Annotated in this window: 35 protein-coding genes; 32 read left to right on the top strand and 3 right to left on the bottom strand. The window is 38.1% G+C overall.

Features of this window, described 5'->3' with window-relative positions; genetic code table 11:
* Positions 1-7: 7 nt before the first annotated feature.
* The 28 genes from rplE (at position 8) to AC3G7N_RS18075 (ending at position 16,825) form a co-directional block, all read left to right on the top strand.
* A complete protein-coding gene (rplE, locus tag AC3G7N_RS18210; RefSeq protein WP_489423588.1) occupies positions 8-547 on the top strand; it encodes a 50S ribosomal protein L5 in 540 nt (179 codons plus the stop codon).
* 29 nt (positions 548-576) lie between these two features.
* The gene (locus AC3G7N_RS18205) at positions 577-762 is read left to right on the top strand and encodes a type Z 30S ribosomal protein S14 (protein ID WP_089060905.1); all 186 of its coding nucleotides are present in this window, start codon (positions 577-579) and stop codon (positions 760-762) included.
* A 29-nt stretch (positions 763-791) separates the two neighbouring features.
* On the top strand, positions 792-1,190 hold the full coding sequence (rpsH, locus tag AC3G7N_RS18200; RefSeq protein WP_489423587.1) for a 30S ribosomal protein S8: 399 nt from the start codon (positions 792-794) through the stop codon (positions 1,188-1,190).
* A 30-nt stretch (positions 1,191-1,220) separates the two neighbouring features.
* Entirely contained in the window at positions 1,221-1,757 is a 537-nt protein-coding gene (rplF, locus tag AC3G7N_RS18195; RefSeq protein WP_489423586.1) for a 50S ribosomal protein L6, read from the top strand.
* A gap of 32 nt (positions 1,758-1,789) precedes the next feature.
* Entirely contained in the window at positions 1,790-2,152 is a 363-nt protein-coding gene (rplR, locus tag AC3G7N_RS18190) for a 50S ribosomal protein L18 (RefSeq protein ID WP_489423585.1), read from the top strand.
* Between the two features lie 24 nt (positions 2,153-2,176).
* On the top strand, positions 2,177-2,680 hold the full coding sequence (gene rpsE, locus AC3G7N_RS18185; protein ID WP_089530239.1) for a 30S ribosomal protein S5: 504 nt from the start codon (positions 2,177-2,179) through the stop codon (positions 2,678-2,680).
* A gap of 13 nt (positions 2,681-2,693) precedes the next feature.
* Positions 2,694-2,876, top strand: coding sequence for a 50S ribosomal protein L30 (rpmD, locus tag AC3G7N_RS18180; RefSeq protein ID WP_422500968.1), 183 nt, complete (start codon positions 2,694-2,696; stop codon positions 2,874-2,876).
* Between the two features lie 31 nt (positions 2,877-2,907).
* Complete coding sequence (gene rplO / locus AC3G7N_RS18175; RefSeq protein ID WP_489423584.1) at positions 2,908-3,348, top strand: 50S ribosomal protein L15; 441 nt, start codon at positions 2,908-2,910, stop codon at positions 3,346-3,348.
* Positions 3,348-4,640 carry a preprotein translocase subunit SecY gene (gene secY, locus AC3G7N_RS18170; protein WP_489423583.1) on the top strand — a complete coding sequence of 431 codons (1,293 nt, stop codon included), beginning with the start codon at positions 3,348-3,350 and terminating at the stop codon, positions 4,638-4,640. The genes rplO and secY overlap by 1 nt, the downstream gene beginning before the upstream one ends.
* 33 nt (positions 4,641-4,673) lie before the next feature.
* Positions 4,674-5,318 (top strand): adenylate kinase, encoded by a 645-nt coding sequence (locus AC3G7N_RS18165; protein ID WP_489423582.1) that lies wholly within the window; start codon positions 4,674-4,676, stop codon positions 5,316-5,318.
* A 183-nt stretch (positions 5,319-5,501) separates the two neighbouring features.
* Positions 5,502-5,837 carry a KOW domain-containing RNA-binding protein gene (locus AC3G7N_RS18160; protein ID WP_489423581.1) on the top strand — a complete coding sequence of 112 codons (336 nt, stop codon included), beginning with the start codon at positions 5,502-5,504 and terminating at the stop codon, positions 5,835-5,837.
* Positions 5,815-6,033 (top strand): translation initiation factor IF-1, encoded by a 219-nt coding sequence (gene infA / locus AC3G7N_RS18155; protein WP_089530233.1) that lies wholly within the window; start codon positions 5,815-5,817, stop codon positions 6,031-6,033. The genes AC3G7N_RS18160 and infA overlap by 23 nt, the downstream gene beginning before the upstream one ends.
* Before the next feature lie 35 nt (positions 6,034-6,068).
* Positions 6,069-6,182, top strand: a complete 114-nt coding sequence (gene rpmJ, locus AC3G7N_RS18150) for a 50S ribosomal protein L36 (protein ID WP_089530232.1) — start codon at positions 6,069-6,071, stop codon at positions 6,180-6,182.
* A gap of 24 nt (positions 6,183-6,206) precedes the next feature.
* Positions 6,207-6,572, top strand: a complete 366-nt coding sequence (gene rpsM / locus AC3G7N_RS18145; RefSeq protein WP_430789239.1) for a 30S ribosomal protein S13 — start codon at positions 6,207-6,209, stop codon at positions 6,570-6,572.
* Positions 6,573-6,594: 22 nt separating this feature from the next.
* A complete protein-coding gene (gene rpsK / locus AC3G7N_RS18140; protein ID WP_489423580.1) occupies positions 6,595-6,984 on the top strand; it encodes a 30S ribosomal protein S11 in 390 nt (129 codons plus the stop codon).
* A 40-nt stretch (positions 6,985-7,024) separates the two neighbouring features.
* Positions 7,025-7,165 (top strand): hypothetical protein, encoded by a 141-nt coding sequence (locus tag AC3G7N_RS18135; RefSeq protein ID WP_489423579.1) that lies wholly within the window; start codon positions 7,025-7,027, stop codon positions 7,163-7,165.
* Between the two features lie 50 nt (positions 7,166-7,215).
* Complete coding sequence (locus AC3G7N_RS18130; RefSeq protein WP_489423578.1) at positions 7,216-8,160, top strand: DNA-directed RNA polymerase subunit alpha; 945 nt, start codon at positions 7,216-7,218, stop codon at positions 8,158-8,160.
* Positions 8,161-8,206: 46 nt separating this feature from the next.
* Complete coding sequence (rplQ, locus tag AC3G7N_RS18125) at positions 8,207-8,560, top strand: 50S ribosomal protein L17 (protein WP_489423577.1); 354 nt, start codon at positions 8,207-8,209, stop codon at positions 8,558-8,560.
* Positions 8,561-9,358: 798 nt separating this feature from the next.
* On the top strand, positions 9,359-10,198 hold the full coding sequence (locus AC3G7N_RS18120; RefSeq protein WP_489423599.1) for an energy-coupling factor ABC transporter ATP-binding protein: 840 nt from the start codon (positions 9,359-9,361) through the stop codon (positions 10,196-10,198).
* The gene (locus AC3G7N_RS18115; protein WP_489423576.1) at positions 10,174-11,043 is read left to right on the top strand and encodes an energy-coupling factor ABC transporter ATP-binding protein; all 870 of its coding nucleotides are present in this window, start codon (positions 10,174-10,176) and stop codon (positions 11,041-11,043) included. The genes AC3G7N_RS18120 and AC3G7N_RS18115 overlap by 25 nt, the downstream gene beginning before the upstream one ends.
* Positions 11,040-11,840 carry an energy-coupling factor transporter transmembrane component T family protein gene (locus AC3G7N_RS18110; RefSeq protein WP_489423575.1) on the top strand — a complete coding sequence of 267 codons (801 nt, stop codon included), beginning with the start codon at positions 11,040-11,042 and terminating at the stop codon, positions 11,838-11,840. The genes AC3G7N_RS18115 and AC3G7N_RS18110 overlap by 4 nt, the downstream gene beginning before the upstream one ends.
* A gap of 27 nt (positions 11,841-11,867) precedes the next feature.
* A complete protein-coding gene (gene truA / locus AC3G7N_RS18105) occupies positions 11,868-12,611 on the top strand; it encodes a tRNA pseudouridine(38-40) synthase TruA (protein ID WP_489423574.1) in 744 nt (247 codons plus the stop codon).
* 167 nt (positions 12,612-12,778) lie between these two features.
* Entirely contained in the window at positions 12,779-13,216 is a 438-nt protein-coding gene (rplM, locus tag AC3G7N_RS18100) for a 50S ribosomal protein L13 (protein ID WP_489423573.1), read from the top strand.
* Positions 13,217-13,235: 19 nt separating this feature from the next.
* On the top strand, positions 13,236-13,628 hold the full coding sequence (gene rpsI, locus AC3G7N_RS18095; RefSeq protein WP_489423572.1) for a 30S ribosomal protein S9: 393 nt from the start codon (positions 13,236-13,238) through the stop codon (positions 13,626-13,628).
* A 264-nt stretch (positions 13,629-13,892) separates the two neighbouring features.
* Complete coding sequence (locus tag AC3G7N_RS18090) at positions 13,893-14,567, top strand: hypothetical protein (protein WP_489423571.1); 675 nt, start codon at positions 13,893-13,895, stop codon at positions 14,565-14,567.
* On the top strand, positions 14,564-15,802 hold the full coding sequence (locus AC3G7N_RS18085) for an efflux RND transporter periplasmic adaptor subunit (protein ID WP_489423570.1): 1,239 nt from the start codon (positions 14,564-14,566) through the stop codon (positions 15,800-15,802). The genes AC3G7N_RS18090 and AC3G7N_RS18085 overlap by 4 nt, the downstream gene beginning before the upstream one ends.
* 64 nt (positions 15,803-15,866) lie before the next feature.
* The gene (locus tag AC3G7N_RS18080) at positions 15,867-16,304 is read left to right on the top strand and encodes a DUF948 domain-containing protein (RefSeq protein ID WP_489423569.1); all 438 of its coding nucleotides are present in this window, start codon (positions 15,867-15,869) and stop codon (positions 16,302-16,304) included.
* A gap of 20 nt (positions 16,305-16,324) precedes the next feature.
* The gene (locus tag AC3G7N_RS18075) at positions 16,325-16,825 is read left to right on the top strand and encodes a DUF948 domain-containing protein (protein ID WP_489423568.1); all 501 of its coding nucleotides are present in this window, start codon (positions 16,325-16,327) and stop codon (positions 16,823-16,825) included.
* 52 nt (positions 16,826-16,877) lie between these two features.
* On the opposite strand, the gene AC3G7N_RS18070 is transcribed toward AC3G7N_RS18075, so the two are convergent.
* Entirely contained in the window at positions 16,878-17,303 is a 426-nt protein-coding gene (locus AC3G7N_RS18070) for a DUF948 domain-containing protein (RefSeq protein WP_489423567.1), read from the bottom strand.
* Positions 17,304-17,458: 155 nt separating this feature from the next.
* Here AC3G7N_RS18070 and cwlD point away from each other — a divergent pair, with 155 nt between their 5' ends.
* Entirely contained in the window at positions 17,459-18,184 is a 726-nt protein-coding gene (cwlD, locus tag AC3G7N_RS18065; RefSeq protein WP_489423566.1) for an N-acetylmuramoyl-L-alanine amidase CwlD, read from the top strand.
* A gap of 121 nt (positions 18,185-18,305) precedes the next feature.
* Entirely contained in the window at positions 18,306-19,364 is a 1,059-nt protein-coding gene (locus tag AC3G7N_RS18060) for an Mrp/NBP35 family ATP-binding protein (protein ID WP_489423565.1), read from the top strand.
* 53 nt (positions 19,365-19,417) lie between these two features.
* Here the strand turns inward: AC3G7N_RS18060 and gerD are convergent, their stop codons facing one another.
* Positions 19,418-20,053, bottom strand: a complete 636-nt coding sequence (gene gerD, locus AC3G7N_RS18055; RefSeq protein ID WP_489423564.1) for a spore germination lipoprotein GerD — start codon at positions 20,051-20,053, stop codon at positions 19,418-19,420.
* A 164-nt stretch (positions 20,054-20,217) separates the two neighbouring features.
* Between gerD and AC3G7N_RS18050 the strand changes: the two genes are divergently transcribed.
* Positions 20,218-20,838: a KinB-signaling pathway activation protein gene (locus AC3G7N_RS18050; RefSeq protein ID WP_489423563.1), complete on the top strand. Its 621-nt coding sequence runs from the start codon at positions 20,218-20,220 to the stop codon at positions 20,836-20,838.
* Between the two features lie 51 nt (positions 20,839-20,889).
* On the opposite strand, the gene pdaB is transcribed toward AC3G7N_RS18050, so the two are convergent.
* The gene (pdaB, locus tag AC3G7N_RS18045; protein ID WP_489423562.1) at positions 20,890-21,651 is read right to left on the bottom strand and encodes a polysaccharide deacetylase family sporulation protein PdaB; all 762 of its coding nucleotides are present in this window, start codon (positions 21,649-21,651) and stop codon (positions 20,890-20,892) included.
* A 291-nt stretch (positions 21,652-21,942) separates the two neighbouring features.
* Here pdaB and AC3G7N_RS18040 point away from each other — a divergent pair, with 291 nt between their 5' ends.
* Entirely contained in the window at positions 21,943-22,164 is a 222-nt protein-coding gene (locus AC3G7N_RS18040) for a hypothetical protein (RefSeq protein ID WP_489423561.1), read from the top strand.
* Positions 22,165-22,522 lie beyond the last annotated feature (358 nt).

Below are 22,522 nucleotides of genomic sequence, written 5' to 3'. Positions count from 1 at the left end.
CGACATGATGAACGAATTAAAACAAAAGTATCAGGATGACGTAATGCCATCTTTGATGAATAAATTCAGTTATAAATCAGTAATGGAAACACCACATGTAGAAAAAATTGTAATTAACATGGGTGTTGGGGATGCAGTTCAGAATTCAAAAGCACTAGATAGCGCTGTTGAAGAGCTTGCATTGATTTCTGGACAAAAGCCAATGGTTACAAAAGCAAAAAAATCAATAGCTGGATTCCGTTTACGTGAAGGAATGCCAATTGGAGCAAAAGTAACACTTCGCGGCGCGCGTATGTACGAATTTTTACAAAAACTTGTGCAGGTTTCACTTCCACGTGTTCGTGACTTCCGTGGTATTTCTAAAAAGGCTTTTGATGGCCGTGGAAACTATACATTAGGTGTGAAAGAACAACTAATTTTCCCAGAAATTAACTACGATAACGTAAGTAAAGTGCGCGGTATGGATATTGTAATAGTAACAACATCAAATACTGATGAAGAAGCGCGTGAACTTTTAGCTCAGCTAGGCATGCCTTTCCAAAAATAAGCTTAGAGCTAATACAAGGAGGGAAAATTGTGGCTAAAAAATCGATGATTGCGAAACAAAAACGCCCACAAAAGTATAAAGTACAAGAGTATACGCGTTGTGAACGCTGTGGCCGTCCACATTCTGTAATTCGTAAATTTAAACTATGCCGTATTTGTTTCCGTGAACTTGCCCATAAAGGTCAAATTCCTGGTGTCAAAAAAGCAAGCTGGTAAAACCCGATTTGGGAAGGAGGTAATAAGTAATGGTTATGACAGATCCAATCGCAGATATGCTTACTCGCATTCGTAATGCAAACATGGTACGCCATGAAAAATTAGAGCTTCCGGCTTCTAAGATGAAAAAAGAGATCGCTGATATTTTAAAACGTGAAGGTTTTGTACGTGATTATGAATTCATTGAAGATAACAAGCAAGGTGTTCTGCGTATTTTCCTTAAGTACAGTGTAAGTAGCGAACGAGTAATTACAGGTATCAAACGTATAAGCAAACCAGGACTACGTGTTTATGCAAAAGCTGATGAGGTGCCTCGTGTACTAAACGGTTTAGGTATAGCTATCGTATCAACATCTAAAGGTGTGTTATCTGACAAAGAAGCACGCACTCAAGCTGTTGGCGGCGAAGTTCTAGCATATGTTTGGTAATTAACATTTATAAGACAGGAGGTGCATGGAATGTCTCGTATAGGACTTAAGCCAATTGAAATTCCAGATGGTGTCGAAATTAAGTTAGATGGAAAAGTCGTTACAGTTAAAGGTACAAAAGGTGAACTAAAAAGAACTATTCATAATGATATGAAAGTTGTTATTGAAGATAACGTGTTAACTGTTGAACGTCCAAGTGATAACAAGGAACATCGTGCTTTACATGGTACAACTCGTAGTATTATCAGTAACTTGGTTGAAGGAGTTCACAAAGGCTTTACTAAGAACCTTGAACTTGTTGGGGTTGGTTACCGTGCGCAAAAGCAAGGCGAAAAAGTCGTTGTTAACGCTGGTTATTCACACCCAGTTGAAATCGAGCCTAGAGAAGGTATAGATATAGAAGTTCCTAAAAATACAAAAATGATTATTAAGGGAATTGACAAAGAACTAGTCGGAGCAGTTGCTGCTAAAATCCGTGCAATTCGCCCGCCTGAGCCATATAAAGGTAAAGGAATTCGTTATGAAGGTGAATTTGTACGCCGTAAAGAAGGTAAAACTGCTAAGTAAGATTGGTTAGGGAGCAGAAAGGAGTGACCTAGATGATCACAAAGCCTGACAAAAATTTATTACGTAAAAAGAGACAAAAGCGTGTTCGCAAAAACCTTTTTGGAACAGAACAACGCCCACGTTTAAATGTATATCGTTCAAACAAGAACATTTATGTACAATTAATTGATGATACTAACGGAGTTACACTTACAAGTGCTTCTGCTACAGACAAAGAATTGACTGTTGAAGCTACTGGTAACGTGGAAGCTGCTCAAAAAGTCGGAGAATTGATCGCTAAACGTGCCCAAGATAAAGGTTACAAATCGATTGTGTTCGATCGCGGAGGCTACCTTTATCATGGACGTGTAAAAGCATTGGCAGATGCTGCTCGCGAAGCAGGTCTTGAATTTTAATCGATAGATAAAGGAGGGACATAGATGCGTACAAGTATAGATCCGAACAAATTAGATCTTGAAGAACGTGTTGTAACGATCAACCGTGTTGCAAAAGTAGTAAAAGGTGGACGCCGTTTTCGTTTTGCTGCATTGGTAGTAGTCGGAGATAAAAACGGTCATGTAGGCTTTGGTACAGGTAAAGCACAAGAAGTACCAGAAGCAATTAAAAAAGCAGTTGATGATGCTAAGAAAAACTTGATCACTGTACCAATCGTCGGAACAACTATTCCACATCAAATTAATGGTAGATTTGGCGCTGGTAACGTATTGATGAAGCCAGCTACGGAAGGTACTGGAGTTATCTCTGGTGGCCCTGTTCGTGCGATTCTAGAACTTGCAGGTGTTGGTGATATTTTGACTAAGTCACTTGGATCAAACACACCAATTAATATGATTCGTGCTACATTAAATGGACTAACAAACTTAAAACGTGCAGAAGAAGTTGCAAAATTGCGCGGAAAGTCTGTAGAAGAACTGTTAGGATAAGGAGGGAAATACTATGTCTAAAAAATTAGAAATCACCCTCACGCGCAGTGTTATTGGTAGATCAGAAGTGCAAAAGCATACTGTTCAGTCATTAGGGCTCAAAAAAATTCGTCAATCCGTTGTTCGTGAAGATACTCCAGCCGTTCGTGGTATGGTTAACAAAGTATCTCATCTTGTAGCGGTCAAAGAAGTTTAATTACACATTAGCGTATAGAGGAGGTGCTCGTATGAAACTTCATGAATTGAAGGCAGCAGAAGGAAGCCGTAAAGAACGTAACCGTGTAGGTCGTGGAATGTCTTCTGGTAACGGAAAAACTTCCGGTAGAGGACACAAAGGACAAAATGCACGTTCAGGTGGCGGAACTCGTCCGGGCTTCGAAGGTGGTCAAATGCCTTTATTCCAACGTCTACCAAAACGTGGGTTTACAAATATTCATCGCAAAGAATTTGCTGTAGTAAATCTTGATGCTTTAAATCGATTTGAAGACGGCACAAAAATTACACCAGAACTTCTACTTGAAGAAGGTGTAGTTAGCAAACTTAATGCAGGTATTAAAGTGCTTGGTAAGGGTGCTGTTGAAAAGAAATTTACAGTAAAAGCTCATAAGTTCTCTGCTTCAGCTAAAGAAGCTATTGAAGCAGCGGGCGGTCAAACAGAGGTGATCTAATGTTCCGTACAATTTCCAATTTTATGCGCGTGGGTGACATCAGACGGAAAATTATTTTTACATTATTAATGTTAATCATCTTCCGTCTGGGTACGTTTATCCCTGTGCCATATACAAATAAAGAAGCAATTGATTTTATGAATCAACAAAATGTATTTGGTTTTCTAAACACATTTGGTGGTGGGGCATTACAAAATTTCTCGATTTTTGCGATGGGAATTATGCCTTATATCACAGCATCGATCATCATGCAATTACTTCAAATGGATGTTGTACCGAAATTTTCTGAGTGGAAAAAACAAGGAGAAATGGGCCGGAAAAAACTGGCTCAAATCACCAGATATGGAACAGTTGCACTTGCATTTGTTCAAGCAATCGCCATGTCCATTGGTTTTAACGCAATGGCAGGCGGCCAATTAATTGAAAACCCTGACGCCCTAACATTTATTGTCATTGCTCTTGTACTAACAAGTGGTACGACTTTCCTAATGTGGATCGGGGAACAGATAACTGCAAATGGTGTTGGAAATGGTATCTCTATTCTAATCTTTGCTGGTATCGTAGCTGCAGTACCAAATGGAGTTAAACAATTATATAGTCAGTATTTCGTAAATCCTGGCGATGAGTTGTTTATCAACGTGGTAATTGTAGCAATGATTGTATTAGTTGTTATTGCAGTTACTGTTGGAGTTATCTTTATTCAACAGGCATTACGTAAAATACCTGTTCAATATGCAAAAAAACTTGTTAATCGTTCACCAGTAGGTGGTCACTCTACACATTTACCATTAAAGGTTAATGCTGCAGGAGTTATTCCGGTAATCTTTGCTATTGCATTTATTATCGCACCACGAACAATCGCAGGCTTTTTTGAAGGCAGTGATGTTGCAAACACAATTGAAATGATTTTTGATTATACCCAGCCAATTGGGATGGTCATTTATGTTGTATTAATTATTGCATTCACATATTTTTATACATTTGTTCAGGTAAACCCGGAGCAAATGGCTGAGAATTTACAAAAACAGGGTGGATATATTCCAGGGATTCGTCCAGGGAAAAACACAGAAACTTATCTAACTCGGGTAATGTATCGTCTTACATTTGTTGGATCGATCTTCCTCGCTGCAGTTTCTGTACTACCTATCGTTTTAGGCGGTTTGGCAGATTTACCTACCGCTGTACAAATCGGCGGAACAAGTTTACTAATCGTTGTAGGTGTTGCGCTGCAGACTATGAAACAATTAGAAAGTCAACTAGTGAAACGTCATTACAAAGGTTTTATCAAGTAGTACTTGTTACCAATGAGAGCGAGGGGAAAATTGTTGAATTTAATTTTAATGGGTCTTCCTGGTGCCGGTAAAGGTACTCAGGCAGAAAAAATAAGTGAAAAATATAACATCCCCCATATCTCAACAGGAGATATGTTCCGTTTAGCAATAAAAGAAGGAACAGACCTTGGTAAAAAAGCAAAAGAATTCATGGATCAAGGTGATCTTGTTCCGGATGAAGTAACAATTGGTATTGTCGAAGAGCGTCTACGTAAAGATGATTGTCAAAATGGTTTTCTATTAGATGGGTTTCCACGGACAATCGCTCAAGCAGAAGCTTTACAAACGCTCCTCGCCAACATGAATGAAGACATTGACGACGTACTGCATGTAGATGTTCCCGAAAAGCAATTAGTGAAGCGTCTTACTGGTCGTAGAATTTGTCCGACATGTGGAGCTACTTATCATGTTATGTTTAATCCTTCAAAAGAAGAAGGTATATGTGATAAAGATGGTACAGAGCTGATTCAACGTAAAGATGATACGCCAGAGACAGTTAGAACTCGTTTGGATGTTAATATAAAACAAACGAAACCACTTCTGGATTTCTATAAAGAAAAAGGATATCTTGTAACCATTAATGGAGATAAAGAAATTAATGCAGTATTCCAGGATATTCAAGCTGAATTAGAAAAATAGGCATTACTGCTGTCTTAATTAGACAGGATGGGTGCATTTCCATTTGTTAAAAGGTATAATATATGTCGTGAATGACAAAAGCCTATACTGGTAGTTAAGTGACGCGAGATGTTACTAGCATTTTGAAATAAAGCCTTATATAAGGTAGCATTTAAATTATAGCCTAAGTGAAGGTGATCGTTGTTGAGCGAAGCTGATTCGATTCCGCAAGTAGGTCAAATTGTTCGTATTATGCAAGGCCGCGAGTTAGGGCAATATGCGGTTATTATTAATATGGTAGACAATGGGTATGTCATGCTAGCAGATGGGGAAAAACGAAAGTATGATCGACCAAAGAAAAAGAATTTGCATCATATTGAAGTTATGGATTACATTTCCCCTGAAGTCCAAAATAGCCTTCTAGAAACTGGTCGTGTCACAAATGGTAAGTTGAGATTTGCCATAGCTAAATTTGTCAATGAAGTTGTGACTGATTTGAAGAAGGGAGACCAACACGATGGCGAAAGACGATGTAATTGAAGTAGAAGGTAAAGTAACGGATACATTGCCAAACGCAATGTTTAAGGTTGAACTTGAAAACGGTCATACGGTTTTAGCACATGTATCTGGTAAAATTCGTATGCATTTCATTCGTATTTTACCTGGTGATAAAGTGACAGTAGAACTCTCACCGTATGATTTGACTAGAGGACGGATTACGTACCGTTATAAATAAACGAGAGAGCTCCGATATAAAAGGAGGTAAAGATGATGAAGGTAAGACCATCTGTAAAACCAATTTGTGAAAAGTGTAAAGTTATTAAGCGTAAAGGCACAGTAATGGTGATTTGCGAAAATCCAAAACACAAGCAAAAACAAGGCTAATAAACAAGGAGGTGCATTGAGCTTATGGCACGTATTTCAGGTATTGATATTCCGCGTGATAAGCGTGTAGTGATTTCTTTAACATACATTTATGGTATTGGAAAAAACACTGCACAGGAAGTCCTTAAAGAGGCAGGCGTTTCAGAAAACACTCGTGTACGCGATCTGACTGAAGATGAACTAAGTAAAATTCGTAAAGCAATTGACGAATTTACAGTTGAAGGAGACCTTCGTCGTGAAGTATCCCTAAACATCAAACGATTAATTGAAATTGGATCCTATAGAGGAATTCGTCATCGCCGTGGGTTACCAGTGCGTGGTCAAAAGACGAAAAACAATTCACGTACTCGTAAAGGTCCACGTCGTACAATGGCTAACAAGAAAAAGTAACGTGAAGGAGGTAAGCTAATCAATGGTTCGTAAAACTAATACGCGTAAGCGTCGTGTGAAAAAGAATATTGATACTGGTATAGCACATATTCGTTCTACGTTTAACAATACAATTGTTACGATTACGGATGTGAAAGGAAATGCTATTGGCTGGAGCTCAGCAGGATCTCTTGGCTTTAAGGGTTCTCGTAAGTCGACACCTTTTGCGGCTCAAATGGCGGCTGAAACAGCAGCTAATTCAGCAGTAGAAAATGGCATGAAAACACTAGAAGTAACTGTTAAAGGTCCTGGTGCTGGTCGTGAAGCAGCAATCCGTTCCTTGCAGGCAGTAGGTCTAGAAGTAACAGCAATTCGTGATGTAACACCGGTTCCTCACAATGGTTGTCGCCCACCAAAACGTCGTCGTGTATAATTGTACCGTATATATTTTGTCACCCTGTCTATAATGGGTTATGATAGCTAAAAGTGTGGAAGACAAGAAAGTAATGCTTTTTTCATCTTCTAAACTGAACGGCATCGATGAACGACAGACAATACGAAAGAAATACAATAGTGCAGAAACGCCAACTGCCTATTTGGGGAATTTCGGTTAGACCGATTTGTCTAGCCGGGGTTTCGACGTTTTTAAGGAGGGTTTTGTTGAATGATCGAAATTGAAAAACCAAAAATAGAAACAGTAGAGATCAGCGATGATGCCAATTTTGGTAAATTCGTCGTCGAACCGCTTGAACGTGGATATGGTACTACTCTAGGAAACTCCTTGCGTCGTATCCTACTATCCTCACTTCCAGGCGCTGCTGTAACAGCAGTTCAAATCGATGGAGCACAACATGAGTTTTCGACGATTGAAGGTGTTGTAGAAGATGTAACAACAATTATCCTGAATCTAAAAAAGCTTGCTCTTAAAATCTACTCTGATGAAGAAAAAACACTAGAGATTGATGTGCAGGGAGAAGGAAAAGTTACGGCTGCAGATCTAACGTTTGATAGTGATGTTGAAGTATTGAATCCAGAACTTCCAATTGCTACTATTAATAGCAAAGGAAGCTTGCACATGAGAATAACTGCTGAACGTGGTCGAGGTTATCGCCCTGCAGAGGGAAATAATCATGATGACCAACCAATAGGCGTTATCCCGGTTGACTCTATTTTCACACCAGTATCACGCGTTACTTACCAAGTTGAAAATACTCGTGTTGGACAGATTGCGAATTTCGATAAGTTAACATTAGATGTGTGGACAGATGGAAGCATTCGTCCTGAAGAAGCAGTTTCTTTAGGTGCCAAAATATTTACAGAACATCTTAATATTTTTGTAGGCTTAACAGACGAAGCGCAAAATGCAGAAATCATGGTTGAAAAAGAAGAAGACCAAAAAGAAAAAGTTATGGAAATGACAATCGAAGAGTTAGATCTTTCGGTTAGATCTTATAATTGTTTAAAACGGGCTGGTATTAATACAGTTCAAGAACTTGCAAATAAATCTGAAGAAGATATGATGAAAGTTCGTAATTTAGGTCGTAAATCTCTTGTTGAAGTAAAAGTTAAACTTGAAGATCTTGGCTTAGGTTTACGCAACGATGACTGATAAAAGCAGACACCTTTAGATTTTCATAAAAAGGGAGGGATAGTCCATGGCTAGAAAATTAGGTCGTACTACCGATGTACGTATGGCATTACTTCGCAACCTTGCATCTGATTTAATCATTCATGAACGTATTGAAACAACAGAAGCAAAAGCGAAAGATTTGAAATCTGTAACAGATAAAATGATTACACTGGGCAAACGTGGTGATTTACATGCGCGTCGTCAAGCTACATCATTTTTATACAATCAAGCAGCAAATGAAAACGAAAGTGTTATTCAAAAGCTTTTCGGTGAAATTGCAGAGCGTTACGAAGAAAGACAAGGTGGATATACACGTGTTCTTAAGCTAGGAGCTCGTCAAGGTGACGGAGCAAAAATGGCAATTATCGAACTAGTATAATGAAACCTTTGCGTATTAAGGGCAGGACTGAATCTCTTCCACGAGGTGAAGCCAAGCCCTTTTTTTGTAGAAAGAAAAACGGAACTGAACAGTAAAAGTGTAGGTACCTGTTCAGCAAGTATGCGGACACTGTGATCCGTTATATTGATGAAATGGACCTAAATTCAGGGCAAACAGTGGAGCTATTTAAAAAAGACGATGAAATTACCACTTTTTTTCGAGATAACGGAACTTATGTCCACATTATAAAAATTGAGCGCATTTTTAGACAAGGCTGTTTTCGAAAATAATGTTACTATTTAAATAGACTGCGACGTAAGTAAAAATCATGTTTGGTGCCCTATGACGCTGCGGAAAAACACTACGCTTTCCGCGGGCTCGCGATGAGTCTCCTCGAGAAACCCACTCTACGGGGTCTCATCGTCTTCGCTTTCCCGCAGGAGTCTCCGTGTTTTTCCTCCGCTAGGGTTGGAGATTTACCTATAATTCTCTCCCATTCACCTCTTAACTTTACAGTGATTGAAGCGGAGGCCAGTCGACTCCTGCGGGATTATAGGAATAGGTGAGACCCCGCAGTGCGGAGCACGAGGAGGCTCACCAGCCGCCCGCGGAAAGCGACTGCCCTCCGCGGAAATCACGTTGCTGTTATGTCGCATTTTATATCGACTATGAAGATGAAAAAGCAACAATGTGTTTGACAAGATCCTGACACAAATAACGGAACCTGAGTCCGCCAATCGTAATTATAATGAAGAAGAACAACCCAGGTCATTAGCTGAGCTAGAGGAGGTAGAACCAATGCGAAATAAGCTGATAGAGTTTAGAAACGTATCGTTTCGATATGGAGAAGAGGAGCCTTGGGTATTAAAAAATTGTAGTTTTCATATCTTTGAAAATGAATGGGTGGCTATCATTGGTCATAATGGTTCTGGTAAATCTACCATTGCTAAACTGATGAATGGATTACTTTTTCCTCAAGAGGGCGAAATCATCATTAATGGCCAGCAAGTTACAGAAGAATCTATTTGGGATATACGAAAAGATGTTGGTATGGTTTTTCAAAACCCGGATAATCAATTCGTAGGCACAACTGTCCAGGATGATGTTGCCTTTGGTATGGAAAACCGTGGTATTCCACGCGAGGAGATGATAAAGCGTATTGATATAAATCTAAATGCAGTTGACATGCAGGATTACAGAATGACTGAACCACATCGACTTTCCGGTGGTCAGAAGCAGCGTGTGGCTATTGCAAGTGTTTTAGCTATTTCACCGCAGGTTCTTATTTTGGATGAAGCCACCGCAATGCTTGATCCGAAAGGTCGCACGGAGATCATGAATACTGTATCAAATGTACAAAAAGAACATCAGCTTTCATTGATTACGATTACACATGATTTGCAAGAAGTCGTTCAGGCAGAACGAGTAATCGTCATGAATGAGGGAGAAATTTGGGACGAAGCCACCCCGCGTGAGATTTTCTCCAAAAAAACAAAACTACGTAAAATTGGCCTTGATGTCCCGTTTGTAGCCATATTAGTTGATGAATTGAAACAAATGGGCATTCCAATTACGAATGAGGCCCTAAACCAAGAGGAATTGTTGGAGGACTTATGGACATTACATTCGAGAACGTAAGCTATATATACCAACGAAATACACCATTTTCACATAAGGCAATCGAGAATTTGTCATTCCGCATATCATCAGGATCATTCGTTGCGATAATCGGTCATACCGGTTCAGGAAAATCAACACTTATTCAACACTTAAATGGCCTAGTCATGCCAAGTGAAGGGAAAGTGACTATTGGTGATTTCCATCTAAAGAATGGTGAGAAGCCAAGAAATATGAAGGAATTGCGAAGTCGCGTTGGCGTCGTTTTTCAGTATCCAGAACATCAGTTGTTTGAAGAAACTGTTGAAAAAGATATTGCATTTGGTCCAGAAAACTTTAGCGTCCCTGCTGATGAGATTAAAGAACGCATCAAACAGGTAGCACCATCCGTTGGTTTAGATGATAATTTATTAACACGTTCTCCATTTGATCTTAGTGGAGGACAGATGCGTCGGGTGGCTATTGCGGGGGTACTCGCGATCAAACCAGAAGTGCTGGTACTCGATGAACCTACTGCAGGACTTGATCCCCGTGGTCAAAAGGAAATAATGGACATGTTTGATACCATGCATCGCGAGCAAGGGTTAACCACGATTCTTGTTACGCACAGTATGGAAGATGCGGTTAAATATGCGGATCACGTCATTATTTTGAATAAAGGTATGAAGTATATGGAAGGTAGGCCTGAGGTTATATTAACCCAACAGGAAGCCTTGAAAGAGGTTCAACTCGATGTTCCAGAAGCTGTCCAGTTTTTACTCTCTTATGAGAAAAAGTTTGGCATTCAAATTCCATTTCACAGGCAAACAACAAAAGAAATAGCCGCAGCGGTTCACCGGACCTTTAAGGGGGCTGAATCAAAGTGAACAATGCATTGATTATCGGTCAGTATGTACCTGGTATTTCGCTTGTCCATAAGTTGGATCCGCGTTCCAAGATAACAATTATTTTCTTTTTCGTATTTGTCGTATTTTTTGCGAATACCGTTTTAAGTTATGGAATTCTTACTTTATTTGCCTTAGCGAGCATGTTCACTACTAGAATTCCAATAAGTTACATCATTAAAGGATTAACGCCAGTATGGTTTTTAATAATCTTTACATTTTTCCTCCACCTTTTTGTAACAAAAGAAGGTACGGTCTTATTTGAAATATTTTCATTTAATATATACTCTGGTGCATTAATCCAAGGTTTCGCAATATCGATGCGTTTTTTCCTATTAATACTAGTAACGTCTTTATTAACCCTTACTACGACGCCAATCGAAATTACCGATGCGATAGAGGAATTGCTTCATCCACTAAAGAAAGTTAAATTTCCAGTTCATGAGTTGGCACTGATGATGTCGATTTCCTTGCGTTTTATTCCTACTCTTATGCAAGAAACGGAAAAAATCTCACGAGCACAAGCTTCAAGAGGAGTTGATTTTCGTACAGGAAAAATAAAAGAACGAGTAAAAGCAGTGGTTCCTCTATTAGTTCCCCTATTTGTAAGTGCATTTAAACGAGCGGAAGAACTAGCAATGGCTATGGAAGCACGAGGATATCAAGGTGGAGAAGGTCGTACGAAACTACGAGAGTTAAAAATAGAAAAGCGTGATATTGCAATTTATCTATTGTTTGCGTGTGTTGTTGCTGGATTGCTAGTGACTCGAAATTATTAAGCATGAGGAAGGGGGGCTGGATTAATTATGGAAAAAATTAAGTGTGTAATCAGTTATGATGGTACTAGCTTTTCAGGATTTCAAATCCAGCCCAAGAAACGGACCGTTCATGGTGAACTTGAAAAGGCTTTAAAAAAGATGCACAAGGGTGAGCATATTCGTGTACAAGCTTCAGGTCGCACGGATACAGGTGTCCATGCAAAAGGACAAACCATTCATTTTGATACACCATTTGATATTCCAGAAGATAATTGGAAACGCGCGCTGAATACACTATTACCTGATGATTTATACGTACGTGAGGTAGAGAAAGTAATAGACTCGTTTCATGTAAGGTATGACGTATTAGAAAAGGAATATCGTTATTACATTTGGAATGAAAAAGAACGAGATGTGTTCAAACAAAACTATGTTTACCAGTTTCCCTATCAGCTTGATATAAGTGCAATACAGGAAGCTTGTAATCACTTAGAAGGTGAGCATGACTTTACTACCTTTTCCTCAGCAAAAGCCACTACAAAGGGTAGTAAGGTACGAACACTCTACCAAGTAAGTTGCATAAAACGCGGTAGTGAGGTTGAATTTATTTTCAGGGGTAGCGGTTTTTTATATAATATGGTTCGAATCATTGTTGGTGCAATGCTGGATGTCGGTCAAGGTAGACGACAACCCGGTGATATGGTCCAACTTTTGGAACAAAAAGATCGTCAATTATTAGGTGAAACAGTCCCGCCACAGGGACTTTACTTGTGGAATGTTAAGTATAAATGAATTTCGCTAGTTACAGAAGTAGAAAATAATCTTATTTGACTTGACATAGAGTCGTTATCTAGTATATGATGATATATGGCATTTTATTTCAAAACCATGATTAGCCCCGGAATCTAATTATGATGAAATAAACGAAAAGATTGATGTAAATTAGGAGGGAAACTATCATGCGTACAACGTTCATGGCTAATGAAAGTAACATTGAACGCAAATGGCTTGTTGTAGATGCTGAAGGTAAACGTCTAGGTCGTCTAGCAAGTGAAGTTGCGACTTTGCTACGTGGTAAACATAAACCAACGTATACACCACATGCAGATACAGGTGATAACGTTATTATTATTAATGCAGAGAAAATTGAACTTACTGGAAATAAAATTAACGATAAAATGTATTACCGTCACTCAAACCACCCAGGTGGATTGAAAGAACGTAATGCTAACGAAATGCGTACAAAATACCCTCAGCAAATGTTAGAGCTTGCTGTAAAAGGTATGTTACCAAAAGGTCCTCTAGGCCGTAAAATGGGTAAAAAATTGCACGTATATAAAGGTTCAGAGCATAACAATCAAGCACAAAAACCAGAAGTTTACGAACTTCGCGGATAATTAAAAGGAGGTTACCCAAATGGCACAAGTACAATACTACGGCACAGGTCGTCGTAAGAAATCAACTGCACGTGTACGTTTAGTTCCAGGCAACGGTAAAGTTGTTGTAAATGGCCGTGAAGCTCAGGCTTATTTTCCATATGACACGCAACTTCTTATTTTAAACCAACCGCTTGCTGTTACAGAAACAGAAGGCACATATGACGTTTTAGTAAACGTTCATGGTGGAGGATTCACTGGCCAAGCTGGTGCTATCCGTCATGGTGTTGCTCGCGCTCTTTTAGAAGCAGATCCAGAATATCGCGCTTCTCTAAAACGTGAAGGATACCTAACTCGTGATGCTCGCATGAAAGAACGTAAAAAATACGGTCTTAAAGGCGCTCGTCGTGCACCACAGTTCTCAAAACGTTAATAGATCAATATCAAAAATACCCTTATTCCTTTATTGGAATAAGGGTATTTTTTTACTTAAAAAAGTATAATCGGTATCAAGTAAAAAAATTTAGACATTAATTCTTTGCGAAATTAAGAATTCTAGGATGTGAATTTTGCAGAGAAGAGCCTATTTTAATTCCAAATTTAAAAAATGATAGAAAATTATCGAATGTTGCGTTAAGATTAAATTGGAATAGAAAACCATTTAAGTAATGAAACGTAGAAAAGGAATGTATAGTATATGACATACAACTTTAATCTAGTAAAGTTCTTTTTTTCGATTGACGATCATTTATATCGTATCCACAAGGCTGAAAAGGTCTACAACTTATGGAAGATTAGTGGTTTGCTTGTCCTTTTAAGTATGATTATTTATGCGTGGATGGCTTCTTTCGGAATGGGTACGGATTTTATATCGAAGGATGCGGTAGGACTAAGCGAATTACAATATGAACAAAGCAAACTATGGTTTATTTTAGGACGGATTGGATTTGCCATTTTATTGGCTGCGTTCCTTTTATTTGTACCTGCACTTATTTTGCATTTAGTGGCAGATGTCCCTTATCAAAAAGTCATGATAATGCAACAAGTTGTATTATTTCTTATGCTTATTGAACGTGTTATTTGGATTCCGTTATTCATAAACTTTGGATTAGATTGGTATGTTTCGCCGTTATCATTTGGTGTAATCGTTTCTTACTTTACAGAGGCAAGTTGGCCTGTATATTTTTTTGGAGCTATATCGCTTTTCCAACTATGGATAATTTGGTTTCAAATAAAATATCTGAGTTATTTATCAACCACTAAAAAACATTGGATCTGGATAAATGTTATTTCTTTACATCTATTTTACTGGTTTGTTGTGGCATTCTTGGCGTCTGGTGATAGTTTGATGATGAGTGGGTGGTTTGAATGAAACGAAGCCAATTCGTTATCACAAGTATCATTCTGTTCATTGGGATCAATGCTTTGTTAGTCTATCTTGACGATAATGGGACAGTGGAAAGAAAATCCTATGTAAATGAATGGACAGAGGTTTTTAAAGCAGATTTGAACAAAAAGATGAACAAAGCTGGTGTTCTTACTTCAACTGCTGAGAATGATGTGTATTTTGACAAAAGCTTAGGAATTTTCCAGGAGTTTTTAATTGAAGAAGGAACAGAAGTTAATCAGGGTGATCAGCTATATACATACCGTGTAAATGATTATTATGAAACGAAGGCATACTTAACGAACGAATTGTCTAGAATAAATGGAGAAGTTGCAGCCATTGAGACTGCTATTTCCGAGATTTCCAATTATCAAATTCCAAGGGATCCAGCACCACGTATCTCAACTGATGGTACTGATGAAGATAATAGTGAAATCATAGTACCACCACGTCCGCCAATTGAAGCGGAATATATGCAGGAACAGTATTTAATAGAGAAGGAAAAAGAATTAGCCAGAGCTAGAGCACAACTGGATAGTGTTCAGTCGCAATTAACAGAGCTTGAGGCTGATGGAGATTCTATAACAGTGGTGAGCCCTTATCAAGGAAAAGTAACACTAGTTTCTGAAGCTCTAGGTGATCCAATCATTACAATAAATTCGGCGACCTTACATATAGTTGGTGAATTAACAGAAAAAGAACGGACGATAATAAAAAATGATATGCCAGTAGAAATTGAAGTCAACGAAAGTAATTCTATCTTGGAAGGATCCATCACGTATATCAGTGATTTGCCAAAGGAGATTGAATTACATAATAAAAGTGAATATCTATTTAACGTGTCTTTTTTAGAGGATACTGAGGTAGGAGGCTTACTGCCTGGGTATCATGCAAATTTAACTATTACAACGAAAGAATCTAAGGGTGCCACGACATTATTCGAAAATGCAATTTTTAGTAATTCAATTTGGAAAATGACCTCCAAGGGAGAACTGCACATTCAAAAAGTTGAAACTGGTATGGAGATGGCCAGTATGCAGGAAATAACGAAAGGGGCAAAAGTGGGAGAGTGGATAGCAAAAGATCCGCAGTCCCAATTTCGTTCTGGTGCCACTTTTGTAACACCACTAAAGCTAAGTCAGGTTCAGTGGAGTGATACGTTCAACTATGATAACAAGGACTGGAGTAAATATGTCGTTCTGGGACTTTTATCGAGGTAAATTAAATCCGTTTATTTTCCAGTCGGAAGTGGAATAGTTGTAGTGAAAGGAGGGTATAAACTATATGGAATTAGTTTATATAGGTGTCTTATTATGCGCTTTAGGGTTTGGAATTATTGTTATATTTATTGCTAAAGTTTTGAAGCGAACATCTAATACACTTGAGTCTTTGGGTAAAACCTTAGGAGAGGTAGAAACAAAACTGCAATACATAACAGCTGAAATCGAACTTACAGTTAAAGAAACAGATAAAATAGTTGATGATGTTGAACATAAACTTAAAGCTACAGACAGTCTTTTCGATACACTTGAAAATGTTGGACATTCTGTGAGTAATTTAAATACAGTTTTGCATCATCAGACAAAAAATCTCTCAACTAACAAAGCATTACGGAAAGCTGCACCGATTGCCCATAGTATCCAGTGGAGTGAGGTTGCCTTTCGTTTATTTGCTAAGTGGAAAGATCCAAGCAAGAAACCAAAGGTTAACGTGAAAAGTTAATAAAGGAAAGAGGGATAGGAATGAGTCTTGTTGGATTAGGTGTATTAATCATTGGTTTAGCTTTTGCTGCCTTAGCAATATTTTTGGTGAAGGTACTAAATAACTTAGCAGCGGTGCTTGACGGTGTTGACAAAACGGTAGAACAACTTCCTCATCAAATAGATGAGGTGTTAAAAGAAACAAGTGGCCTAATTCGCCATAGTAATGATACGATTGCTGACGTTAACGAAAAACTAAGAGGGTTAAGTCCTTTGTTTTATATCATTGGTGATGTAGGAGAAGCATCAAGGAAGCTATCTTCATCTTTTATGGATGCAAGTTCATCTCTCAAAAATAAATCAACTGAGGTAGAACACAAATATTTAGGTAGTGTTTACGGGTCAGTTGCTTTAGGATATTATTGGCTTAGAAAACGTAAGAAGCGAAAAGGACCTGAATCCAATTTATATAACGATGGCAATAAACGCTGGGATCAAATTAGTAAGATCAAAAGCGACGTGAAATCAGACGTAAATCAATAGGCTGCTTCAACTAAAAACCCTCAAGACCAATTATTTGGTTTGAGGGTTTAAATTATTTTTTAAGTGCTTTTTTTCTTTGAATCAAATAGTAGCCTAAAGTCATCGCACCATATAGGCCTTCAAGGTTATGCCGTTCGGTAAATTTTTTGCCAGCTTCTGTACCTGTTTTCATTGTTGTTGTAGCATCAACAAGTTTAGAAGATAGTTTTTGGGTTCCCCGTCCAACGTCTCCTATGATAGAAAATAAAGGGCTTAATTCCTTAACTTGGGTGTTCACCTTCGTAAGGGTCTCTGTACTAGCCTGTAATGTGTGTTTAGTCTGATCAGTGATTAAATTTATATTGTGTGGTAGCCCGTCGGTTGTTTTTTGCACGCTAAAAAACAAATTGGATAAATTATTGAGCGGCTTAATTAATACTAGTACTAATACAGCAAATGCAACCCCGATTACAAGTACACCAATTCCTAACCAATCCATTTAACTTGTCTCCTTTTTACTTATTAGTTTCTTTACTAATACCACTATATCAAAGAAACAAAACGTCACAAAGTGTGAACTTGAAATTTCCTGTGTCATATATGTTTATCTTGTCCCATACAATAGTGAAAGCAAGTTGATAAGGGGCGAGATGAATGAAACGACTCGGAAATATCACGATTTGGTGTTTCGGTTTTGTACTATTAATTGTATTGATCGGGCAACCAGTCGGAAGTCCAGTAAGTACGTGGAGTTCATGGTCACTACCACTAGCGGGGAAAACGATTGTTCTTGATCCCGGTCATGGGGGGCCAGATGGTGGTGCGGTTGGTAAGGACAAAACCTTGGAAAAAGGGATTACTCTCACCGTAGCAAAGAAACTTCAAAATTACTTACAGCAGACTGGTGCGGTTGTTTATTTAACAAGAAATAGAGACACGGATTTGGCGGACCCTGATACAAAAGGTTTGGCACGACGGAAGGCCGAAGATATTCGTAACCGTCTCCAGATGATAAAGGAAAAAGAGGCAGACTTTTTTATTTCCGTGCATTTAAATGCATTACCCTCAACTAAATGGAGTGGAGCTCAAACTTTTTATTATCCAAAATCAGATAAAAGTGAACATCTGGCTAAACTGATTCAAGCTGAAATCATTCGTAACCTAGAAAATACAGATCGAACAGCGCTTCCATTAACAGGGATGTATTTGCTAAAGCATGCCAAAGTACCGGGTGCGCTTGTTGAAATTGGTTTTTTATCAAATGAACAAGAACGCGAATTGCTAAAGAAAGAGGGCTACCAAGACAAAATGGCCGCAAGCATTTATGAAGGGGTTTTACGTTATGTAACAGAGGATGTAGAAGAAGGTAAAGACGAATAGTAGGAAAGATCTCCTGTGAACGCTTATCACTTAGATTTCACCTGATTTGTGTTATACTAGCGTTGGATATTATTCTGATAGATTAATTCTGTCAATGCTAGTAAAGGGAAGGTGACACATTTTGTTAACGAAGGACGAAATTGTACAACTACTTAATCCTGTTAAGGATCCGTTTTTACATAGAACGCTAGAAGAAACTGACGGTGTGAAAGAAATCACTATAAAAGAAGAGAAAAAGCATGTCAGTGTAAAGGTTGGAATTGGAAAAACAAATACAGCTGAACAGATGCAATTACAACAAGAGATTGTTGGTATATTAAAGAAAAATGGTGTTACAACAGTTGGGCTTCGTTTTGAAGAATTACCGGAAGAAATCATTAAAAGGTATCAGTCTGCCGTTGAAGAGGAGCAAGAAGCATCCTTAATGGGCGGGGGTAAAGGAACAAAATTTATTGCTGTTGCTAGTGGTAAGGGCGGAGTAGGTAAATCCACGGTAACCGTAAACCTTGCAATGTCACTAATGCGTCTTGGTAAAAAAGTAGGTATTATTGATGCTGATATCTATGGATTCAGTATCCCAGATATGATGGGTGTAGAAAATCGCCCCGCTGTACGCGGTGAAAAAATAATTCCAGTCGAACGGTTTGGTATTAAGGTTATCTCGATGGGCTTCTTTGTAGAAGACAACTCACCTATTATTTGGCGTGGACCAATGCTTGGGAAGATGTTGAGCAGTTTTTTCAAAGAAGTAGAATGGGGAGACTTAGACTACCTTCTGCTTGACCTACCACCTGGCACTGGTGATATCGCGATGGATGTACATGAAATGCTTCCAACGTGTAAAGAGGTTATCGTAACTACGCCACATCCAACTGCTGCATTCGTAGCGGCTCGTGCTGGACAGATGGCATTAAAGACAGACCATGAAATTCTGGGTGTTGTCGAAAATATGGCGTATTTTGAAAGTAAGAAAACGGGCGAGAAAGAATATGTCTTCGGACAAGGTGGTGGAGAAAAGCTAGCTGAAGTACTTAAAACAAAAGTCCTCGGTCAGCTTCCATTACAACAGCCTTATGAAGAAGAGGATGTATTTGCACCGTCAATTTACCAAGAAGATCATCCGACTGGAAAAGAATACCACAAAATTGCAGCAAAAATTATTGCAAAAGTAGAGGAATAAAAAGAGAGGTGGCTAAATTTACTTTAGTCACCTCTTCTGTGTGTTGAAAAATACTATTCTTCACTGCCACCACCGCCACCAGCGCTGCCTTTACCTTTATCCTGTCCGCCACCTTGTGGTTTTTCTTCACTCTGTTTTCCCTTCTGTTGTTCAGAAGCGGCTTTTAACAAAATGTCCTGAATCTTAGCTTGGAATAAGGGGGTTTCCAATGTTTTTTGGATTGACTTCTCTAATTGCGCGGTGAATTCCTGGCTTTTCATTGCTTCAATCATTTGTTTGGTAATTTCCGGATTTTTCAATAGTTCAAGCATTTGTTTTTGATATTCTGCATCGTTCATTAATGACTTTATTAATTTTTTATGTTGCTCTGACATCGACTTTGCATAAGTCTCCACGAATTTTGGATCCTCAAAAAGCTTTTTCCACATTTCTTTGCCTTTTTCAGAGGAGAGAGCATTATTTATGGAGCTTTTCACGACATCGGCATCTATAACCAAATTTTCCTTCATTTTTTCATCTTTTAAGATCTCTTTTAAAGCTTTTTTTCCATCTTCGGTTTGAAGTATATCAACAACCATTTTTTTTGTTGCTTCATAATCAACCTCTTTACTTGCTGCGCTTTCGTTTGAACAAGCAACAAGTGTTAAACAAGTAAGTCCAATAAATACTACAAATAATAACCGAAGCATCTTCCAATCCTCCTTCCTCTACACGGTTAATATGCGAGGAATGTACGAAAAATATGCACTTCGTTAAGGAAAATTGCTGTTATTCATGGTAAAATACGGATGGATGTAAAAGGAATGATAAATGTAAAAGTAAGTATATAGTTATTTTGGTAGGAGGATACATAGTGAATAGTCGTAAATGGGTAGGGTTGTTTTTAAAAACATTAATTCTCGGAGGAGTGGCTGGTCTCATTACCAGTTTTTTTGTAAAAACGGCATCCTACACAAGAGTGTTGGACCCAATTGATTTGTTCGAATTATCAGGTGTAGTTCTTTTTTTCCTGGGATTAGGATTTGTATTTAGTTTAATTAGCCAAACTGGCTTTTTTGCTTATTTATTTATTAACCAATTTGGCTTAGGTTTCTTCCGTTCGTTTTGGCCTACCGTCCAAATGCTGCTAATCGCATTTGTAGTATTTGATTTGGTTTATTTTCCATACAATTCTACAGATAGTGAAGGATCATTAATTGTATACATTTTAATGGCTGCAGCTATCTTAGTGTACGGGTTGTTAATTGCAAAAATTAAAGCTAAACAAACCAATCAGCGTGCATTCATACCAGCTTTGTTTTTGATGGTTGTGATGACATCCGCTGAATGGGTTCCAGGTCTTAGAACAAGCGGAACTGATTATGCTTGGTTAATGATTGTACCGCTACTAGTTTGTAATACATATCAATTATTGGTTTTACATCGATTGACAAATTCAGAGCAAAAAGAAAACCTGAATACTGGAAAAGAATAAGATACGTATTGAAGCACAAGGAACTTCGAAATATGAGGTCCCTTGTGTTTTTTATTCTGCAAGTTTTGATTTGGAGTGTGCTTGGTTGTAAAGCTCTGATACAGAGACGAATTGAAATCCTTTATTTTTAAGTCCTGGTAATATTTCTCCAAGGGCATTAGCTGTTTGTTTAACTGAGTCAGAAGCATGTAGTAATAGTACATCTCCGTTTGAGGTTTCCTTCATAATGGTATCCACGATTTGTTGTGTGCCGGGGTTTTCCCAGTCTCCTGCATCTACTCTCCAATGAACAACCTTTAACCCCAAATCTTCGGCCAACGCAATAATTTCTTTGTTGATGTGTCCGCTTGGTGCACGCATTAGCGTAACGTTTTCATATCCCAGCTTTTTAAAAATCTCCTTTGCGTATAGTATGTCCTTTCTTACTTTATCTATTTCCTGATCAAGGTAACTTTTGTAACGGTATCCAAGCATCCCAAGCTCATGATTGCCCTCTTTAATTTTTTTAAGTATATCTGGATGTCTTTCTGCCCATTCTCCACTGACAAAGAAAGTAGCTTGTACGTCATGGGTTTTTAATTGTTTCAGGATATCAAATACTTTTTCTTCTCCCCAGCTAATGTTAAATGTTAAAGCAATGTTATTTTCTTTTGAATTTCCCTTCACAAATGCTGCAGGTTCATCTGATGATGAAAATACGGAGAAGCTACCAGTGCTTTCAGACCAAATGACTGTGGCCGTAATTAATGCAAATAGAGCGATATAAAAAACCTTTTTCCATTTTGAAAAACGCCATACATAAAGATAACTCATATTAACCCTCCCTATACTCTTGTAACTAGTTTATGAATGAAAATGGATAATATGAACAAGCTATTATGTATAGAGAAGTAAAAATAATGATGGAAAATGATGAAAGAAGCGGAAACTGGGGAATAAGGTGAATAGTTAGGATTGGAGTCTAAATCTGTCGCTTACGGGTTGTAGGTAATACTGGACCAAATCAACCGACTTAATTCTACATTTTTCACGAATAATGTTACATAAAGATAATAGTAGGTGTATTAACAGCTGATTAGCTTGAAAGGTTTGAGGTGAATTTTAATGCTAGGATTATTAATTAATGATATGGAACAAAAGGAAATCGAATATCTTGTTAAACGCGAAATGGAAGAATTATTAATGGACTTGGAAGACCATCGAATTGACCAGATGGTTAAGCAGTCAATGAGAGAAAGGTATTCACTTTTATTCCAGTTATTTCGTCGGGTTGCTAATGAAAAAGAATGTTTGAAGTATATGCCCAAGCGCTCAAACAACCAATAGGATATCGGTATTTGAGGAGAGCTAGTGGATGGTTGCTTGATAAGACCAACCCTAGCTTTTTTAGGTTGTTGGAATGTACGTGAAGCTGTGCGGTTATTTTAATGTCGTAAAAAAAGAGTGTTTTTTTGTGTATTATGTTGAAATCATGTAGAAAATGTGCTATATTATTTCTTGTTGTCAGCAAGTTTTATAAAGAATAGAAGTTCTTATGAAAAAGATTTTAATTGTTTTTAAAAGATCTGTTGACAATCAATCGTATACATGGTAAATTATATCTTGTCGCCAAAAACGACAAAGGATGAATTGCTCCTTGAAAACTGAACAAAACAACCAAGTATGTAAGTAACGAAACAAAGCT

The organism is Virgibacillus carmonensis (assembly GCF_057836705.1).
This window is presented reverse-complemented; position numbering and strand designations above follow the sequence as displayed.

Excerpts from the sequence above, each read along its gene's own strand:
- AC3G7N_RS18070 (WP_489423567.1), bottom strand. The coding sequence starts at position 17,303 with ATGGATTGGTTAGGAATTGGTGTACTTGTAATCGGGGTTGCATTTGCT.
- rplR (WP_489423585.1), top strand. The coding sequence starts at position 1,790 with ATGATCACAAAGCCTGACAAAAATTTATTACGTAAAAAGAGACAAAAG.
- AC3G7N_RS18120 (WP_489423599.1), top strand. The coding sequence starts at position 9,359 with ATGCGAAATAAGCTGATAGAGTTTAGAAACGTATCGTTTCGATATGGA.
- gerD (WP_489423564.1), bottom strand. The coding sequence starts at position 20,053 with ATGCTTCGGTTATTATTTGTAGTATTTATTGGACTTACTTGTTTAACA.
- AC3G7N_RS18085 (WP_489423570.1), top strand. The coding sequence starts at position 14,564 with ATGAAACGAAGCCAATTCGTTATCACAAGTATCATTCTGTTCATTGGG.
- AC3G7N_RS18075 (WP_489423568.1), top strand. The coding sequence starts at position 16,325 with ATGAGTCTTGTTGGATTAGGTGTATTAATCATTGGTTTAGCTTTTGCT.
- AC3G7N_RS18090 (WP_489423571.1), top strand. The coding sequence starts at position 13,893 with ATGACATACAACTTTAATCTAGTAAAGTTCTTTTTTTCGATTGACGAT.
- rplM (WP_489423573.1), top strand. The coding sequence starts at position 12,779 with ATGCGTACAACGTTCATGGCTAATGAAAGTAACATTGAACGCAAATGG.
- truA (WP_489423574.1), top strand. The coding sequence starts at position 11,868 with ATGGAAAAAATTAAGTGTGTAATCAGTTATGATGGTACTAGCTTTTCA.
- AC3G7N_RS18135 (WP_489423579.1), top strand. The coding sequence starts at position 7,025 with ATGATAGCTAAAAGTGTGGAAGACAAGAAAGTAATGCTTTTTTCATCT.
- pdaB (WP_489423562.1), bottom strand. The coding sequence starts at position 21,651 with ATGAGTTATCTTTATGTATGGCGTTTTTCAAAATGGAAAAAGGTTTTT.
- rplE (WP_489423588.1), top strand. The coding sequence starts at position 8 with ATGAACGAATTAAAACAAAAGTATCAGGATGACGTAATGCCATCTTTG.
- AC3G7N_RS18130 (WP_489423578.1), top strand. The coding sequence starts at position 7,216 with ATGATCGAAATTGAAAAACCAAAAATAGAAACAGTAGAGATCAGCGAT.
- AC3G7N_RS18115 (WP_489423576.1), top strand. The coding sequence starts at position 10,174 with ATGGACATTACATTCGAGAACGTAAGCTATATATACCAACGAAATACA.
- rpsI (WP_489423572.1), top strand. The coding sequence starts at position 13,236 with ATGGCACAAGTACAATACTACGGCACAGGTCGTCGTAAGAAATCAACT.
- AC3G7N_RS18080 (WP_489423569.1), top strand. The coding sequence starts at position 15,867 with ATGGAATTAGTTTATATAGGTGTCTTATTATGCGCTTTAGGGTTTGGA.
- rpsE (WP_089530239.1), top strand. The coding sequence starts at position 2,177 with ATGCGTACAAGTATAGATCCGAACAAATTAGATCTTGAAGAACGTGTT.
- rpsH (WP_489423587.1), top strand. The coding sequence starts at position 792 with ATGGTTATGACAGATCCAATCGCAGATATGCTTACTCGCATTCGTAAT.
- infA (WP_089530233.1), top strand. The coding sequence starts at position 5,815 with ATGGCGAAAGACGATGTAATTGAAGTAGAAGGTAAAGTAACGGATACA.
- rpsM (WP_430789239.1), top strand. The coding sequence starts at position 6,207 with ATGGCACGTATTTCAGGTATTGATATTCCGCGTGATAAGCGTGTAGTG.
- secY (WP_489423583.1), top strand. The coding sequence starts at position 3,348 with ATGTTCCGTACAATTTCCAATTTTATGCGCGTGGGTGACATCAGACGG.
- rpsK (WP_489423580.1), top strand. The coding sequence starts at position 6,595 with ATGGTTCGTAAAACTAATACGCGTAAGCGTCGTGTGAAAAAGAATATT.
- rplF (WP_489423586.1), top strand. The coding sequence starts at position 1,221 with ATGTCTCGTATAGGACTTAAGCCAATTGAAATTCCAGATGGTGTCGAA.
- rpmD (WP_422500968.1), top strand. The coding sequence starts at position 2,694 with ATGTCTAAAAAATTAGAAATCACCCTCACGCGCAGTGTTATTGGTAGA.
- rpmJ (WP_089530232.1), top strand. The coding sequence starts at position 6,069 with ATGAAGGTAAGACCATCTGTAAAACCAATTTGTGAAAAGTGTAAAGTT.
- cwlD (WP_489423566.1), top strand. The coding sequence starts at position 17,459 with ATGAAACGACTCGGAAATATCACGATTTGGTGTTTCGGTTTTGTACTA.
- rplQ (WP_489423577.1), top strand. The coding sequence starts at position 8,207 with ATGGCTAGAAAATTAGGTCGTACTACCGATGTACGTATGGCATTACTT.
- AC3G7N_RS18040 (WP_489423561.1), top strand. The coding sequence starts at position 21,943 with ATGCTAGGATTATTAATTAATGATATGGAACAAAAGGAAATCGAATAT.
- rplO (WP_489423584.1), top strand. The coding sequence starts at position 2,908 with ATGAAACTTCATGAATTGAAGGCAGCAGAAGGAAGCCGTAAAGAACGT.